Here is a 17363-nt window from a genome sequence, read left to right as displayed (position 1 = left end):
ACCTATTGGTAAATTAATATACGGTTTTTTAAGAGCCGATATACCTAAAGGACTTTTACTAACCTCACACCATTTGCTAGCTCGCTGAAAAAATTTACTTTAAGCACTTATTCTCTTAATTTTCCTTCGAATCACCATCAGAGTCATCTTGAAAATTGAACGTAGGTTCATTTTGTTGATGATTAATCGTATAAGATTCATCTGGTTGGTCATCCTGAATATTATCATTATAATTCATTTGATCTGAGTTTGAAACCTGATCTTGCATATTTTCATTATTTTGTACATTAGGTTGATAATCTTGAGCGGTACCATCGGCTTGATCACCAATTTCTCGTTTTAACTTTTCAGTAGATGTACTGTCATTAAGCTTAGACCACTCAGGGTTCTCAACCATATCAAGTTGTTGTTTAAGCATTCCTTGAAGTCCTTGACGGAATGAGTTAACTGATTTTTTCAAATTATCCGTCTCAATCGTAACTTGACGAGCGCGATCAGACGCATCTTGTAAAATCCGATTAGACTTATCAGTTGATTGATTTAGTAAATCACGAGCCTTTTTTTGTGACTCTTCTACGATAATCTGTGCTTCCTGCTCTGATTCAGACTTCACTTTTTCGGCTGCTTCTTGAGCTACCAAAATGGATTGATTCAAAGCATCCTTCATATCAGTGAAATATTTCAATTGGTCAGTAGTATCTTTGAGTTGTTTCTCTAATTCAGCATTCTTTTGTAACGCCAAATTATAATCTTGAGCTGCTTGTTTCAGAAAGTCATTCACTTGGTCGCGGTCATAGCCTCTAAATTTACTATCAAATTCTTTATCATGTATTTCTACTGGTGACAATACCATAACTTCACGCCCCTATTATTTCTTAATAACATTTACGAACAAAATATATTTATTATTCTTTGAACGTCCCATAATGTCGTTAATTCTTATTCTACCAAAACCTCTTACACTAAGTGTATCAGTTATTGTAATAAATGAACTAGCATTCTTATTAACAGCCCAATTTATTTGAACTTTTCCATGATCTACCAACGCTTTAGCATTTTGTCTAGATAAATCGTAAACGGTGGCAATGATTGTGTCCAAACGTAATGATTGAACATTAATTGTCTCATCCGTTGATTCATCTCTTGGCAACAACAAATCCTGAAAATCTTTTTCCATCAAATGTACTTTGAAAGGACCAATTTTTTTAACTTGTTCCTCAATATAATCACTCATTGACTTGAAAACAAAAAATTGCCAGTTCTCACCGTCTGTAATAATATCACCGAAACGATCACGATCAATTTATGAATTAAAAAAAGTTTATTTAAGCAAACCGAGATGTAAATTAGCAAATTTCTCTGGATAACGAATTTCGTACATAGAAACATCATAATCCGAGTCCTTAGGTACAAAATAGTCAGGAGCAATTATTCCCCTGACCCTTTCAGCATTATCATATCCACCAAAATAATGTACAAATAAATCATCGTACTTATTAATCAGATTGTTTAAAATTGTTTGCTCTCTTAAATTTAAAAAATCCGTCAATTGTGGAGTATACATCGTTTGAGCCTTCAGCAAAAGGTCGCTCATTTTATCAATTTAAGTATTTTCTTCAGTATAAAAATCAAGACCACCCATGTCCTTTTTTTTATTATAAACAGAGTCAAAGTTACAAAGATCACTTTCTGCAATAATCGTATTAATATTATGGCAATTATTGGAGAGAAATCAAAAAGGCCAATACTTGTTGGTATGACTCTTCTGATTAGATTTAAGAATGGATTTACCATTGAAGCAACAAATCTTCCAAAAGCAGAGTTATATAGAGCTGGTACGAATGACATCAAGCAATATACGAATAAAATAAATTCGTACAATTCAAACGCCCAACTAATGATAAATGGTAATCCACTTACAATTCGATCCATATCTTTCCTCGACTTACTATTCGTTTATGTCTGGTATACTTCCATCGATTTCAAACTTCGGTGGTGTGCAAAGAAAGATCTTTTCCCCAACACGTTTAATCTCGCCATTTAAAGCAAAGATAGTACCAGTTAAGAAATCTACGATTCTCTTTGATTGTTCATCATTGACATTATTAAAATTAACAATCACAGCTTTATTATTCAAAAGTTGTTTAGCAATAACCTTTGCGTCAGAATAAACTCTGGGTTGATAAATAGCAATCTTACTATTGACCGCCGCACTTCTACTCTCACTTGCTGCACTCATTGATACGACCTTTTCATTGTTTGAATAATTTTTTTTAGGTTGAGGCGTTTCGACTGGTTTCTCTTCAAAGTCTTCATCGTCATTAATTCCAAAAAAACTGCTTAGTTTTTCAAATGCCATAAGAAAATCTCCTTTTATTTATTGTTACGACGTTTAAAGATTGGAGGAGTTGAATCATCGTCATCATCGCTTAAATCGATAGTTTCAGGCTTTTGGAAAATTTCAAAATCTCCCTTTTCACCAGAAACATCTTTTGACTTAGATGCGTCACGATTAATATCCCAAGCGGCCAATGGATCATTGTTATTAGCTTGTTCCTTTGGCTTTGCTGGTTGTTCATCAGCATTATTATCAGTTGCTTTATTTTGGTTATTATTAAAAGCAGCTCTTGGATTATTTAAAGGACGTCTAGCTGGTTCACGCTTCTTATCTTCACTTTCAACGCCTGTAGCAATTACAGTAACCTTAACTTGGTCACCCAAAGTATCATCGATTGAAGTACCAAAGATAATATTAACATCTGAGGTAGCTTGTTCGGAAACAATTTGTGCTGCATCTTGAGCTTCAAACAATGACAAATCAGGACCACCAGTAATATTAAGAAGAACTTGTTTAGCACCATCAATTGAAACTTCAAGTAATGGTGAAGAAATAGCCTTCTTAGTTGCTTCAGTAATTCTGTTTTCACCGTTAGCTGTACCGATACCCATCAAAGCTGAGCCTTGATCAGACATAACGGCCTTAATATACAAAAAATCATGCTTATCGTAGGATGCCATGGTAAAAAGTGCAGAAATACTTTGAACACCTTGACGTAAAACATCATCAGCAATACTAAATGCTTCACCCATTGGTGTCTTCTTATCTACGATCTCTAATAATTTACTGTTAGAAATGATAACTAATGTATCAACATCTTTTTTAAGTTCTGTGATACCGTCGGCAGCAAAACGTGAACGTTTAGCACCTTCAAAGGCAAATGGACGTGTAACAACGCCGACTGTCAAAGCACCACTTTCTTTAGCGATATTAATGTCATGGATGAATTCTGTCCATTCTCCTTGTTCCATTTGAGAATAAAGCCCCCAATGAATAAACAGTCCAAGTCCCATATGTTCATAATTTTTAATTCTCTCTACAGGCATACTCATCATTACAAACTCCTTTTTGGATATTTGCCATTAGGATAACACATTAGGTTCCAATTTTTCAAAGGATTCTTTTACAATGATAATCATTGATACATAGGGATTATTTGCAGTGATGAATTGAAATTGCTTTCGCTTACTTAAGGCCATACGATTTACGGCATTACCACCAGCGCCACCGACACCGATAACCTTAATTACCGCTCCCTTATTATTGGTTGAGTCTAAAGTATATTCCATTAAGGAGTTCCTCCTAGTTTAAAATTGTATTTAATTTATTTTTATTAATCAAAAAACTTACTCCAAAAGTCCTTAAGCTTCGATGTCTTCTTGGTCTCATCGAGCTTAGAAGTCTCTTCATCAGTAGCTTTAGGTTCTTCATCATTTGTGATATCAAAAGTGGAACACCAGCTAACAGCGGCTTGAACAGGTTGTTGTGACTGAACTTGTTGTGGTTGTTGAGGTGTGTTATGGCCAATAGTTGCGCCATTAACAACATTATCAGCAATCACGCCAATATCATTCAACCTAGAAGCATAGGTCACTAAACCTAAGCCCAATGAATATGAAGGATATCTCATACCCATTTGTGTTGGGACATAACTTCTTACTTTTACATCAAAAATCTTTCGAGCTAGATCCTCAACATTAGGTGTTGCAGCAACTCCACCGGTCAATACAATTCCACCGGGAAGTGACAAGGCTCCAGCATCCTCTAATGGAGCGTAATTGCCTGTAAAAATGTGAAACGCACCGTCTTCAATAATTTCAGACAAATACTCTTCAGAAATTGTCTCAGGCTCATTTTTACCAACCACTTCAACACTGATATTCTCCTCAGTTGATGCTTGAGCTGATGAAGCATTACCATAGTAAAGTTTTAATTGATTAGCATTTTCTACTGTTGTATTCAAAACCACCGAAATATCATGAGTGACATAATCTCCACCTTCAAAATCAACTGTAGACAATTTGAGATTATGATCATGAACAACTGAAGCAGTCGTCTGACCGGCACCCATATCGATAATTACGGCTCCAAAGTCACTTTCACCATCATTTAATACAACTTGACTTAACGCCATCGGAGAAATAACTTTATGAATAATATTTAGACCAGCCTTTTGGATGGCCTTTTTCGTATTATGTACAATTGTTTTCGGTGCAGTATATATGATTCCTGTCATTTCCAAACGTACACCAATCATTCCGCGAGGATCACGAATATTATTGAACCCATCAACAGAAAATTGTTTAGGAATTAAAGAAACCACTTCTCGCTCACTAGGTAAGTTTTGAACCATTGCAACCAACATAACTTGTCTGACATCATTTTCAGTAATTTCTTTTGATTGGGAACCAACCGCTATCATTCCCTGACATTTTTCAATCTGTAACATATTAGCCGATATACCGACTACAACGTCACGAATTGTGATATTTGCTTGTGTTTCGGCCCGCTTAACAGCCCGTTTTATATCTTCTTACATAAAGTCGATAAATATATCGACAAAAATGATAACTCCTTGTGATCGTTCGCTTCCTACGCCAACAACACTTAATCTGTCATCTGACGATTCAGCAACCACTACTTTTACTGAATTTGTACCAATATCAAGACCTACAAAAAACTCTGAATTGTCCATTAATCGTGGCAGCCTCCCTTACCTAGAAAAAATCTATTCACTAAAAAATTTTAACACAAAAACGATTAGATTAAACCTATTTCTTATCTTTAAAGGGATAAGAATAGGCTCCTATCTCCAAATCTATAACGCCCTTCTTTTTCATTTGGGCAGCCATACCTGGATAATATTTTAATTTAGTTTTAACTGTTCTCATATCCGCAATAACTTTATTGCCATCATTCATATCAATTTTAATCCTATATGGATTTAACTTAGTCGGAGAATTATAGATTTCTGAAATATTCGTTTGTACACTACTTGGTAATTCAGCATATAAATTAGCAATTTGCTTTAGGCGCTTAGTCCCAAAATTACTATATGTTGGATAATTGCCAATCGGGGCACTCATTTTTTGATTTATCACATGACCATTATTGATAATGCGGTAATAATAGCCATTCTTATTGATGAATCCTAACGTTGGATACTCTTTAACATGTATCGTTACATCCCGCATATTTCTTGTCTTAATTGACATCGACTGAATTGATGGTAACTTCTTCTCAGTTTTTTCTGTAATTGATTTATGATGTATCAATAGATTCAACAGCACTGAATTATCATCGATCTTAGTTGCATCAATAACCTGCTGTGCGCCTAAATCATTAACACCTTCAACATTAATGTTTCTAACTTTACTCAAAGGCGAACCAAAATAAGCAATAATAATTATGATAAAAACTATTAAAAATATCAATCCATTTTTACTTATCCTAATTCTTTTTTTTAATGCCATCAATATCAATCCTTATACTACTTATTTACCAAGTCAGTTAAAATCTTGATCAAACGATCAGCTGCATCAGGAACACCGATTTTTTTAGACTTATCGGACATTTCCTTTTGAATTGATTCACTACTCATAATCTCATTGATCTCTTTAAAAAGAGAATCTGGGGTAAGATCTGATTCAGGAATCAACTTAGCAGCACCGTGGTTTGAAACGGAAAGGAAATTTTTTGTTTGATGATCATGCGTTTCTGATGGACTTGGAATAAAAATTGCAGGAATTCCTAAAGCAGTAATTTCAGCAATACTTGTTGCACCGCTACGACCAACAATCAAATTAATGTCAGGAAGAATTTCTGGCATATTATCAATATATGGTAATACTGAAATATTTGCACTCATTAGGTACTTAGAATCGATTTTTTCGACCACATTGTCATAATGTACACGTCCTGTTACAAAAAGAACTTGATAATCGGCAGCTGCAAATTTATCCATTGCGGCTATTGTTGCTAAGTTAATTGGCTTAGCACCTCTAGAGCCACCAAAGATCATAACTTAATTCTTTTCAGCTGCTAAATTAAATTCTTTCAAGCGATCATTCTTCTGAATATTGACTACTTCTTGGGCTCGAGGATTACCAGCAAACACTAATTTCTTCTTTTCACTGAATTGATCAACTGCATCTGGAAAAGCAATGGCAATCTTATCAACAAAATGTGCTAGAAATTTGTTCGTTACACCAGCAATAGTATTCTGCTCATGTATAACGGTAGGAATATGCATGGTATGTGCTGCGTATACGATAGCACTTGAAACATAACCACCGGTTCCTACAACGATATCAGGTTTAAATTCTTTGATAATTTTTTTAGACTTACGAATGCTTGATAAGAAGAGTTCAACAACTTTAACATTTTCAAGCGTTAATTTCCGTTTGAAACCACGAATTTCAATTGTTTTAAAATCGATTCCCGCATTCTTAACTATCTTGCTCTCTAGTCCCTTTTTTGTTCCAACGTATAAAACATCCTCAATCATGTCTCTTTCCTTGAGGCGTTTAATTAAAGCCATTGCCGGATAGATATGGCCACCTGTTCCACCGCCGGATACGATTATACGCATTTTTGTCATCTATTTAACTTCTCCCTTTAAAGTTTCAACTTCTTGAATAAATTGGTCTCCACGTTGTTCGAAGGTCTTAAATTGATCCCAACTAGCGGCAGCTGGTGAAAGTAAGATTACATCCCCATCATCACTTTGCTTATAAGCTTCGGGAACGGCTTCCTTAAGATCGTTAACTTTGACAATATTAGAAACATCAGCCTTTTCAGCAGAAGCAATAACTTTATCGGCTGTTTGACCATAAACTACTAAATTATTAACTTTTCCCTTAAGAGAAGGAATCAATTCATCAAAACCATTACCACGATCAAGTCCTCCGGCTATCAAAGTGATAGGTTTTTTAAAGGCTGTTAAAGCGACGATTGTGGCTTCAACATTTGTTGCTTTAGAGTCATTATAAAATTTATGTCCACCAAAAGTATCGACATATTGTATTCTGTGCTTGACACCAGTAAATGATGATAGAACTTCAACAATATCTTCGTTTGAAACATCATACATTTTAGCAACGCTGATTGCAGCCAAAGCATTTTGTACGTTATGTTCTCCAGGAATTTGGATTTCATCAGTATTCATAATCTTTTCGCCATTGCAATAGATGACGTCATCTTTAGCGTAGGCACCATTAGCAAGTTCCTGGTTATCTGAGAATGGCACTATAGTAGCATTTGATTGATCGGCTAAATTACGCCACTCCTCAGTATTCCAATTAACAACAAAGTAATCATCCTTAGTTTGGTTCTTAGTAATATGCATCTTGGCCTTAATGTAGTTAGCACGGTTCTTGTGAAAATCTAAATGTGTTGAATAAATATTATTTAATACCGCTACATGTGGACGTAAGCTAATTGTTCCTTGAAGTTGGAAACTTGATAACTCAGTTACTACAACATCATCTTTGGTAGCCTTTTGAATAACATCAGAAATAGGAATACCAATGTTACCAGCATAATATGAATTCTTAAACTTAGGTGAGTGCTTCAACATCAATTGAATTAAAGTTGTAACGGTAGTTTTACCATTAGTACCGGTTACAGCAACCATTGTAGCGTCTGAATAACTGTAAGCTATTTCTGGTTCTGTAATAACAGGAATGTTCAATTCTTCAGCACGTTCAACTAATTCATTTGAATAAAATATTCCAGGGTTCTTTACTAAGTAATCATAAGAATCATCAATCAGACTCTTATCATTACTTCCTGTAATAACATTAAACCCATCATCAATTAATGCCTTTGCTTCGGTATTCTTTTCTAGCGGATTAGAGTCAACAACTGTTACGTCTGAACCCATTTTTTTTAAAAGTTTAGCAACCGCAAAACCACTTTTGGCTAAGCCTAAAACTAAGATTTTTTTATTTGAATAATTACTTTTTGTTTTCATTATTATCTTTTACTTCCTATACGAATAAAATTAAATAAATTGCAGAACAAATCAAACCAACGATCCAGAATACGATATCTATCTTCCATTCACTCCAACCCAACATTTCAAAATGATGATGAATTGGTGTCATCTTGAAAATACGACGATGAAAAACTTTGAATGAAAAGACTTGAAGCATAACACTCATAGTTTCAACTACATAGACAAACCCAATCAATAATAGTGACCAGTAATGACCCAAAAGAATCGAGATAGCTGCTAAACCGGCACCCAAAGCTAATGAACCTACATCACCCATAAAGATCTTAGCTGGCTTGTGATTGTACAATAGAAAAGCTAATAAAGCACCTACAACTGAGAAACAAACAATTGCAATATCAGCACGATTTTGGTTCAAGGCAATAATTCCGTATGTAGCATAAGAAATTGTTCCTAAACCACCTAATAGACCATCCAAACCATCAGTTAAATTAGTAGCATTAGAGAATCCTACCAACCAGAAAAGTGTAAACAGAATAAAAATCACGGCTGAATCGATTGACAAAACACCAGGAATTGTAAAGTTCATTGGCAATTGATCGCCATTATAAACGTATAAGAATATTATCCCAACAATAATTTGTAAAAGTGCTTTCTGCCAGGCTCTAAGTCCAAGATTTCTCTTCTTGAAAACTTTGATGAAATCATCAATGAAACCAATACATCCATAAAGCACAATAACAAAGGTCGTAATTAAAAGTGAATGAGTTAGTTGACCCTGCCAAGCACCAACCCAGATATTTGTAATTAAAGCGGCTAAAATAACTAAAAGAGACATATTGCTTGGTGTCAAAACTATTTTCTCATGCAATTCCCAAAATAGCCCACGAATTGACTGACCCTCTTTATGAGCAACTAAATAGCCAATCAGAAATGGCATTAAGATTGCCACAATTACAAACGAACTAACTATGTCGAAAACTATATGACTAATTTCCATGAAAATCCCCTTATTTTATTTATTTTTCAATGTAACTATAATTTTACCACTGTCATTTATCACATGACCAGAGCTGACAGACTGTTTAACAACATATCCGTCACCTTTTGTCGTGACTTGCTTACCAGTAATCTCGGCAAACTTCAAAACATCATTTTTGGACCAACCTGTAAGATCTGGCATTGTCATAGCACCATTAGTTAACAAGACCATTCTCTGTCCAGGCATAACCTTCTCACCACTCGCAGGTAATTGTTGAACAACCTTGTTACCAGTACCGATGACACCTGATTGCAATTTAAGACTACTAATTTTACTCAAAGAATCATTTGTTGACTTATCCAATAGACTTGGAATCTCAACATACTGACTACCTGCTTGGGTACTATTTGTCTGAGATTTACCTTGATTTACCAGGCGTTTAACTAGTGGATTAAAGACTTCAGATAGAATCTTCTCAGGTGATTCTGTCATCTTCTGTGGTTGTCTCATCGTTACATAAACAATGTAATTAGGATCATTGTAAGGGATCATCCCCGCAACCGAGAAAATATAATTATTACTACCAGTCAAATACCCACCATTTGGAGAGGCAATCTGAGCTGTACCAGTTTTAACTCCAACCTTGATACCAGGAATATTGTAAACAAGTCCTGTACCACAATTCTTCGTACCAACTTGACGCATAGCCTTTTGGACCTGCTTAGCCGTACTCTTTTTAATTGGTTGTCCGACTACTTGTCGCTTAAAGCTTTGAGTAGTCTTACCAGTATTAGTATTAACAACTTTTTGGACTATCTGCGGTTTAATCATCTTTCCACCGTTAGCAATTGCTGAAAACGCCTGTAACATTTGAATCGTATTTACATTGACACTTTGTCCAAATGAAGTCATTGCTTGATCACTGGCATGTTGGAATGAAATACCACCAGCTACTTCACCTGGCAATGAAATATTCGTCTTAGTACCAATATCGAAACGGCGCATATACTTCATCCAAGTCTTTGATCCCATCTTCTGTTCCAGCTTAACCATTCCGACGTTAGATGATCTTGGAAAGGCCTCTGATAAAGGTATATAACCCCAACCGGCATTATTCCAATCACTAATTGTTCTTCCGCCTACTTCAACTGAACCAGACTTATATAGTTCATCTGGATCATAATTACCGGAATCAATTGACGCCGACAAAGTCAAAATTTTCATGACAGACCCCGGTTCAAATTGATCTTCAACTAGGGTATCACGCCAACTATTAGCTAATCCCTTACCAGTTGTTGGATTAAACGTTGGTCGTTGGGTAGCTGCCTCAATTGCACCAGTTTTGGCATTCATAACTAAAATCTGTAAATTCTTTGGTTCATATTTATCAGATATATCCTGTGCCAAAATTTCAGCATACTGTTGAATTTTACTATTTAAAGTCAAATAAACATTCGACCCATCGATCGATTGCTTCTCGTTTACTTGAGAATTAGGCAATTCATTACCATTAAAGTCAACTTTAGTAATTTTCTTACCATCTTGACCAGATAACAATTTATTGAAATACTTTTCAATCCCCATCACACCACTAATATTACTATTCTGATCATTAGCATCGTCAGCCTTAGTAATACCAACTAAGTTAGTGGCAAAAACACCGTTAGGATAAGACCGTTTTGGAAATTCCACAAAGCTGGAATCATTATAACTTTGGGCCGCAATTTTACGTTTGATTTCTATTGATAAATTACGACCAGCTTGTCCAAATTCTACTTGGTACTGTTTCTTATTTTGAGGAGTTAAATATTTAATCAATTGTTTTTCAGAAAGTGGTAAATACTTACTCAACGCTTTGGCTGTTTTTTCTTTATCAACCACATAATCAGCTTTACCTGTGGCCGTCTTCGACTTATGATTTACAATTGCGTAAATATTATAAATCGTAGAATCTCCCGCAATCATATCACCATTAACATCAAGGATATCGCCACGTTTAGCATTAACTTTCGTTACTTTTTCATATTTAGCTTTAGTTCTTTTTTCTAGATTCACTCCATCATATTGTTTACTCATAGAGATATAAGCGAATCTTTGGATAAAAAGGATAAAAGAAAAGGCAGTCACAATCAAAATTAATATACCAACTATATAATGATTGCGTCTTGCCTTATTTTTTAATAGTTTTCTGAACTTACTCATCTTGATATATTCCTTACATTATTATCGCTCATTTTTAAATTGTGCTTTTTAGCGAAAGAAGAGAACCGATCAAAACTGCTTAATTCAGAAATTTCTTGTCTTAAATTAACATTGCTCGTATTAGTCTTAGAGATTTGATTAGTAAGACTATCTAACTCATTTTGAGAAGAAGTCATCGAAACTTTTATACTAACTAAAGCTACCATTAATGCCAACGTTAAAAGAGAGAGACCTACGATGGAAACAGTCTCAAATTTTGACAGTTTTACACTATGTACTTTAGGAGCTGCTTGAACAACCTTCTCAGGCTCTGGAGCAACTTGATAGTCTTGTAAATTTCTAGCTGTACTTTCTTCTCTCATATTATTTCTCCATTATATCTTTTCAACAACGCGTAATTTGGCACTATGTGCCCGATTATTTTCAGTTAATTCCTTATCGTTAGGCAGAATTGGTTTTCGTGTTATCTGTTTCAAAACTGGTTTAATGTCATCTGGAATGACTGGTAATCCGCGTGGAACATCAACGTGTGAATTATCCTTAAAAATATGTTTTACAATTCTGTCTTCTTTTGATTGAAAAGTTATAACGCTTATTCTACCCTTTGGTGCTAACAATTTAATTGCTTGATCCAAGGATCTCTCAAGAGAACCCAATTCATCATTTACCGCAATTCTAATTGCTTGAAAGACAATTTGAAATGCCAAACCGCCTGTTCTTCTAGCTGCTGCAGGAATGGCATTCTTAATAATATCAGCTAATTCCAATGTAGAAGTAATACGATGATCCTCACGTGTTCTTTCAATGGCACGGGCAATCTGTTTAGAAAATTTTTCATCACTGTATTTGTAGAAAATACCGACTAACTCACTATATGACCAGTCGTTAACAATTTTCTCTGCATCTAAGTCTTGTCTTTGATCCATCCTCATATCAAGACGAGCGGCCTTCTTGTAACTGAATCCTCTGACTGCATCATCAAATTGTGGAGACGAAACTCCTAAATCGTAAACAATCCCATCTACCTCAGTAACACCCAAATCCAACAAACGTTCTTGCATATTCTCAAAATTATCACGTATTAAAGTTAATGTATTATCACCAATGATGGTTGGATCGTTTTGAATACTCTCACCGACCTTAATGGCAGCCTCGTCACGATCAAAAACATAAAGATGGCTGTGGTGCATACGGCTCAATAATTCTTTACTGTGCCCTCCACGGCCAAAGGTAGCGTCTACATAAATACCATTATCATGTGGATTTACCTCATCAATAGTTTCTTTTAAAAGTACTGTTTTATGTTTATATTCGTTAGAAGTCAAAGTCTGTCATTTTCTCCGATATTTCTTCAAAATTATCTTCAGCCTCTTGGCTAAATTTATTCCAGCATTCCTCATCCCATATTTCAATACGGTCAGAAACACCTACAATTACACAATTCTTATTTAACTTAGCAAATTTGATCAACGGAGTCGAAAGATTAATCCGACCCTGTTTGTCAAATTCTACCTCTGCAGCTGCAGAATAAAAGAATCGGGTGAAGGCTCTTGCATCCTTCTTAGTTAGTGGTAACTTATCCAACTGAGCTTCAAGTTTATCCCATTGCTCTAGAGGATAACCAAAAAGGCAGCCATCCATTCCACGAGTTATTACGAACTCATCACCAAGTAGTTTTCTAAATTTAGCAGGTACAATAATTCTGCCTTTATTATCAAGTGTGTGATGAAATTCACCCATGAACATGGATATCACCTCAATTCTTTAACACTTCCTAATTTACCACAAATCACCACAATTAACCACACGATATTTGACAATCGGTCTAAAGTAGTTAAGAAACTTGCAAACAGTTGGTAATTATACATTTACGAGGGTGGGGAGTTTTCCCAAAATCAAAAGAGAAAACCATTACAATATTGCATAAATTTCCTTTGTGAAGTACCATTTCACTATATATAAATTAGGTGGTGGAAGTTTTGGACGAAAAGAAACCTAAAAGCACATTGACTAAAATTATTCAAATTGTTGTTTGGTTGATGATTATTGTCACAATTGGTGGCGTTGTTCTTGGCTCAATTATGAGTTTTATTTAAAAGAGCGCAAAAAAAAGAGTCTAACCTGAAAAATTCAGGTTAGACTCTTTTTAATTAATTTCTTGGAATTATCAATTGTTTAAAGATTCGATTTAATAAAACAGCTAGGACAATCAACATGATCATATTAGCTATAAAGCTACCTCCATTGATAACTAAGGAATAAATCCAAGGATTCATTGATTTAGGTGCATATGAACCCCAATAGATACCACCAGCAATAAAGTGCAAGAAGTACTTAGCTAAAAAACCAATTGCTGAATAAAAGATTATCAATCCTAATGCATTTTTACCATTTCTAATAGCACGTTGAACTCTAACACTTCCTAAACCAATCAAGCCCACAACACCAAAAGCCAATGGATATTCAACAAAACCTTGAAGTGGATTCAAAACTCCTCCACCTAATCCCCTAAGGAACATATCTAATAATCCCCAAACTAAGCCGGCCATTAAACCAGGCTTTAGTCCTCTTCTTAAAGCATAAATGGACATTGGTATCAATCCATAAACAAATTCAACTGAGGAAACTCCCGTGGAATGAGGTATATAGGACAACCCCATTGCCAAAGCGGTAATGATAGCCCCCTCTGTCAAAACAATTAATTCACAATGGATCTTAGCTTTATTAATCATACAAAAAAACTCCCTTCTGATTTTTGTCATCACAAGAGAGTTCGAGCTTCTGCTTGAACAACACTATTCCTACGCATGTATTAACATAACAGGTTTAAAGGGTCTGAACGATTACGCTCACTCTCAGCCAAAGGCTCCCCCTGTGTTGACTTATATTATTTAAAAACATTGTACCATAGGACTCATTTTTTTCCAAAGACACGGCCCCAGAATCCAACCTTTTTAGTTTCAGTTGATAGATCTAAGGGAATACTCTCTCCCAACATTCTTCGAGCAATATTCTGATAACTGTGACCTGCACTGCTATCACGGTCAAAAGCCACTGTTTGCCCAGCATTAGAAGCCGAGATAACCTTATCTTCATCCATAACAATTCCTAATAATGGAATTCCTAAATGATTAACAATGTCATCAATTCGCATTGATGTACCCTCATTAATCATATTCTTACGGATACGATTGATAACTAAATGCGGTGTTATCGGCATGTTCATATTTTCTTACTCTTCAGTCAGTTCTACAACAAGTTTAGTGGGATACAGTTGCATCTGTCTCTTAATGATAGCCTTAGCCATTGTTGAAACAGCATTTTGAAAGCCATACTCAATCCCAGCTGGACAATCAATCATCACAAAATCAAATCGTTGCTTCAATTCATCGATAATCTGTGCTAATGAGTCTTTGTCTAAAACGTATTTATCAGCAAACTGTGATGCCGCCAATAAATATAAATTGTCTTCAAATCTAGGATCTCGCACCAAAGCTTGAGAAACCACTACCCGATGTTGAGCAACATCCACAATATCGTAAACAACTCGATTAGTTAGTCCCATTACTAAAATAAAGTATTAATTCTCTACAATTTTGATATTAAACGTCTATACTTTAAGTATACTATAAGTTAGAATAAATAAATATGCGGTGGTAGTTGTTTTGCCAACTCCACCTTTTCCTGAAGTTACAACTATTGATATTCCCATAGTTAATCTGTCCTTTTTCTTAAATCATTTATTTTATCTTTGTAATTCTTTAAATCGTCAACACTAATAGCGTGTAAATCATTGATAAAAGCAAACTTGCCATCCTGAAAATCTTCACGATTATCATCGGTTACAATTTCAATAACATCAGCAATTCGTAATTGATCGATACCCTTCAGATTACCAAAAATGGCTGCATTAGGATTATCGGGAAAACCAGCTTGAACGATTCCACTGACTTCTCCCAAAATATAGATAGAACCAGTCGCACATATTTGAGCATCACGATGTAATGATCCCAAAAAAATCAAATCACCTTTATACTCTAATCTTTGACCGCTACGTACAATTCCGGATTCAACATTAGTCTTGTTAGCATCAAATAACTCTTTAACGTTTTTTTTATCTTCAACATCTGATTCAATATCCTTTAATTCTAATTGTGGATATTTTTCAAAGAATCCTTCAATACTTTCCTTTTGTTGACTAGTAAATAATCGCTTACCGGTTTTAATAGTAAAACTAATAGCATCATCATTTTCATTGGTTGATTTAACGTTTTGTTGCATAATTAACTCTTTTAGTTCTTTCAACGCATCGTCATAATTGGCATTTTCATTAAAAATAACTGAAAATCCATCTTTACCACCTTTTAAAATGATGTCACTCATTTACTATCCCTCCGATATTTCACCAACCAGGCAGACATATTTGCTAATGGAATATAGATAACAAAGAAAACAACTATATTCCACAACAACGTTGGTCCCAACGTATACGTAATGAAATCAAAAACATCTGTACTTGTTTGCTGCAATAATTTTTCTAACAAATAGATTCCCGTTTGTAAAAAGGTTAACGACAAAAAATAAATGGAAATATCATATCCCATATTATTTTTAATCAATAAAAATCTGAAATGATCTATTCCCACCATTAGCAGTGGCAACAGAATTGTATATAGTCCAATGATTCCATAATAGTAAGAATCATAAATAACCCCAAAGACTATACCGTATATGATCAACTGACGACGATCCTCAATCCTCATCGTTAACATAACGACTGCCATTAACATGATTTGTGGCAAGATCACTATTGTTTCATGATTCATATTATTCAAAAAGGCCCATTTTATTAAACCATCTAAATAAAATGCAAATAAAATGAATAATACTTGTCCAAAAATCTTTCGTCTTTTAATATTCATTAATTCTCACCATGAACCGAAGACTTAATGACTGTTACAACAGTAAAGTTACGCAATTCAGCGGCTGGGGTAATATAAACAGAATTTGTCATCCCGTAATTATCTTTCTTAATCCCATAAACTTTACCTATGTACAATCCACGAGGTGTCAAGCCACCTAAACCTGATGTAATTACGCTTTGGCCTTTTTTAATATCTTTTGTAGAATTAACGTTTTCCATCACTAAGTCACCAGTAGAACTATCGTAACGACTAACAACACCAGTAACATTTTTATTATCACCTAAAATTTCGGCAGCAAACTTATCATTCAATTCATTATTAGTTGAAATCAATTCAACCTTAGAACTGACCTTGTCTACTTCGATAATTCTACCAATTAAACCTTTTCCAGACATAACCGGCATATTCTTCTTAATACCACTTGTTTGACCACGATTAATTGTTAAGTAATTTTGCCAACTACTTGGTGACCGCGACAAAACAGAGGCATTAACTGTACTGTAATCAGTGAGTGTACCATTAAGTTTTAACTCTTGTTTTAACTTCTTATTTTCATCTTGAACTACTTCTAACTTAGCCTGATTTTGTGCTAACTCGCCAATTCTGGCTTTTAAACGTTTGTTTTCAGAATATGTGTTGTACAAATCAGAGAATTCTGAGGTAGCATTTTTTACAGCATTAGTTGGATATGCAAAAACTCCACCAACAACACTGACGACATCATTACCAACCTGTTGAACAACTGGCGGTGTACTCTTTTTATCACGAATATTAACCGTTACCGCCAAAAGTCCAAAAGTAACAATAATAAGTATCATTAAAATAATCAATTTTTTATTTGAAAAAAACTTTTGCATTGCTTCCTCCTAGTAGATCAAATAAAAAAAACGGGATTTATCCCGCTTATTTTTGTAGTAATTCACATGATGTAGACGAAATGGATGAAATAACCTCAACAAG

19 protein-coding genes, 3 pseudogenes and 1 riboswitch are annotated in these 17363 nt (G+C 34.8%); of the genes and pseudogenes, 1 reads left to right on the top strand and 21 read right to left on the bottom strand.

The features are described from left to right. Window positions 1-115: 115 nt before the first annotated feature. From ATN92_RS08180 to mraZ, 15 genes and pseudogenes are all read right to left on the bottom strand, one after another. A complete protein-coding gene (locus ATN92_RS08180) occupies window positions 116-853 on the bottom strand; it encodes a DivIVA domain-containing protein (RefSeq protein ID WP_056952056.1) in 738 nt (245 codons plus the stop codon). 15 nt (window positions 854-868) lie between these two features. Continuing rightward, window positions 869-1303 (bottom strand): YlmH/Sll1252 family protein, encoded by a 435-nt coding sequence (locus ATN92_RS18765; RefSeq protein WP_267901955.1) that lies wholly within the window; start codon window positions 1301-1303, stop codon window positions 869-871. Window positions 1304-1321: 18 nt separating this feature from the next. Continuing rightward, window positions 1322-1594, bottom strand: a complete 273-nt coding sequence (locus tag ATN92_RS18760; RefSeq protein ID WP_325063707.1) for a hypothetical protein — start codon at window positions 1592-1594, stop codon at window positions 1322-1324. Beyond that, window positions 1591-1932, bottom strand: a complete 342-nt coding sequence (locus ATN92_RS08170; protein WP_158106660.1) for a YggT family protein — start codon at window positions 1930-1932, stop codon at window positions 1591-1593. Before ATN92_RS08170 ends, ATN92_RS18760 begins: the two co-directional genes overlap by 4 nt. 16 nt (window positions 1933-1948) lie before the next feature. Next, on the bottom strand, window positions 1949-2359 hold the full coding sequence (locus ATN92_RS08165) for a cell division protein SepF (protein ID WP_056952052.1): 411 nt from the start codon (window positions 2357-2359) through the stop codon (window positions 1949-1951). 14 nt (window positions 2360-2373) lie between these two features. Beyond that, window positions 2374-3627 (bottom strand): annotated as a pseudogene (locus ATN92_RS08160) (cell division protein FtsZ). 44 nt (window positions 3628-3671) lie between these two features. Continuing rightward, window positions 3672-5033 (bottom strand): annotated as a pseudogene (gene ftsA / locus ATN92_RS08155) (cell division protein FtsA). Between the two features lie 76 nt (window positions 5034-5109). After that, window positions 5110-5811 carry a cell division protein FtsQ/DivIB gene (locus ATN92_RS08150; RefSeq protein WP_056952045.1) on the bottom strand — a complete coding sequence of 234 codons (702 nt, stop codon included), beginning with the start codon at window positions 5809-5811 and terminating at the stop codon, window positions 5110-5112. Between the two features lie 17 nt (window positions 5812-5828). Continuing rightward, window positions 5829-6929, bottom strand: a pseudogene (murG, locus tag ATN92_RS08145) (undecaprenyldiphospho-muramoylpentapeptide beta-N-acetylglucosaminyltransferase). Between the two features lie 9 nt (window positions 6930-6938). Continuing rightward, window positions 6939-8312 carry a UDP-N-acetylmuramoyl-L-alanine--D-glutamate ligase gene (gene murD / locus ATN92_RS08140; protein ID WP_056952043.1) on the bottom strand — a complete coding sequence of 458 codons (1374 nt, stop codon included), beginning with the start codon at window positions 8310-8312 and terminating at the stop codon, window positions 6939-6941. 16 nt (window positions 8313-8328) lie between these two features. Continuing rightward, on the bottom strand, window positions 8329-9294 hold the full coding sequence (gene mraY, locus ATN92_RS08135; RefSeq protein WP_158106659.1) for a phospho-N-acetylmuramoyl-pentapeptide-transferase: 966 nt from the start codon (window positions 9292-9294) through the stop codon (window positions 8329-8331). 15 nt (window positions 9295-9309) lie between these two features. Then, the gene (locus ATN92_RS08130; protein ID WP_234032545.1) at window positions 9310-11352 is read right to left on the bottom strand and encodes a penicillin-binding transpeptidase domain-containing protein; all 2043 of its coding nucleotides are present in this window, start codon (window positions 11350-11352) and stop codon (window positions 9310-9312) included. 122 nt (window positions 11353-11474) lie between these two features. Then, window positions 11475-11840 carry a cell division protein FtsL gene (gene ftsL, locus ATN92_RS08125; protein WP_056952038.1) on the bottom strand — a complete coding sequence of 122 codons (366 nt, stop codon included), beginning with the start codon at window positions 11838-11840 and terminating at the stop codon, window positions 11475-11477. 12 nt (window positions 11841-11852) lie between these two features. Continuing rightward, a complete protein-coding gene (gene rsmH, locus ATN92_RS08120) occupies window positions 11853-12803 on the bottom strand; it encodes a 16S rRNA (cytosine(1402)-N(4))-methyltransferase RsmH (RefSeq protein ID WP_158106657.1) in 951 nt (316 codons plus the stop codon). Continuing rightward, complete coding sequence (gene mraZ / locus ATN92_RS08115) at window positions 12793-13224, bottom strand: division/cell wall cluster transcriptional repressor MraZ (protein ID WP_054643648.1); 432 nt, start codon at window positions 13222-13224, stop codon at window positions 12793-12795. Before mraZ ends, rsmH begins: the two co-directional genes overlap by 11 nt. Before the next feature lie 224 nt (window positions 13225-13448). Between mraZ and ATN92_RS08110 the strand changes: the two genes are divergently transcribed. Then, entirely contained in the window at window positions 13449-13574 is a 126-nt protein-coding gene (locus ATN92_RS08110; protein WP_371125782.1) for a DUF4044 domain-containing protein, read from the top strand. Between the two features lie 54 nt (window positions 13575-13628). On the opposite strand, the gene thiT is transcribed toward ATN92_RS08110, so the two are convergent. From thiT to mreC, 6 genes are all read right to left on the bottom strand, one after another. Continuing rightward, window positions 13629-14210 carry an energy-coupled thiamine transporter ThiT gene (gene thiT / locus ATN92_RS08105; protein WP_158106656.1) on the bottom strand — a complete coding sequence of 194 codons (582 nt, stop codon included), beginning with the start codon at window positions 14208-14210 and terminating at the stop codon, window positions 13629-13631. A gap of 48 nt (window positions 14211-14258) precedes the next feature. Then, a riboswitch (TPP riboswitch) is annotated at window positions 14259-14361 on the bottom strand. Window positions 14362-14392: 31 nt separating this feature from the next. Beyond that, window positions 14393-14704 (bottom strand): hypothetical protein, encoded by a 312-nt coding sequence (locus ATN92_RS18755; RefSeq protein ID WP_234032544.1) that lies wholly within the window; start codon window positions 14702-14704, stop codon window positions 14393-14395. Between the two features lie 6 nt (window positions 14705-14710). Then, window positions 14711-15043: an AAA family ATPase gene (locus ATN92_RS18750; protein WP_234032543.1), complete on the bottom strand. Its 333-nt coding sequence runs from the start codon at window positions 15041-15043 to the stop codon at window positions 14711-14713. Between the two features lie 149 nt (window positions 15044-15192). After that, a complete protein-coding gene (locus ATN92_RS08095; RefSeq protein WP_056952029.1) occupies window positions 15193-15861 on the bottom strand; it encodes a septum site-determining protein MinC in 669 nt (222 codons plus the stop codon). Then, window positions 15858-16400, bottom strand: coding sequence for a rod shape-determining protein MreD (gene mreD, locus ATN92_RS08090; RefSeq protein ID WP_056952027.1), 543 nt, complete (start codon window positions 16398-16400; stop codon window positions 15858-15860). Before mreD ends, ATN92_RS08095 begins: the two co-directional genes overlap by 4 nt. After that, window positions 16400-17260, bottom strand: a complete 861-nt coding sequence (gene mreC, locus ATN92_RS08085) for a rod shape-determining protein MreC (RefSeq protein WP_056952025.1) — start codon at window positions 17258-17260, stop codon at window positions 16400-16402. The genes mreD and mreC overlap by 1 nt, the downstream gene beginning before the upstream one ends. Window positions 17261-17363 lie beyond the last annotated feature (103 nt).

The sequence above is a fragment of the Companilactobacillus bobalius genome, from assembly GCF_009764355.1.
The sequence above is the reverse complement of the archived record's forward strand: the minus strand, read 5'-3'. Positions and strand labels throughout refer to the sequence as shown.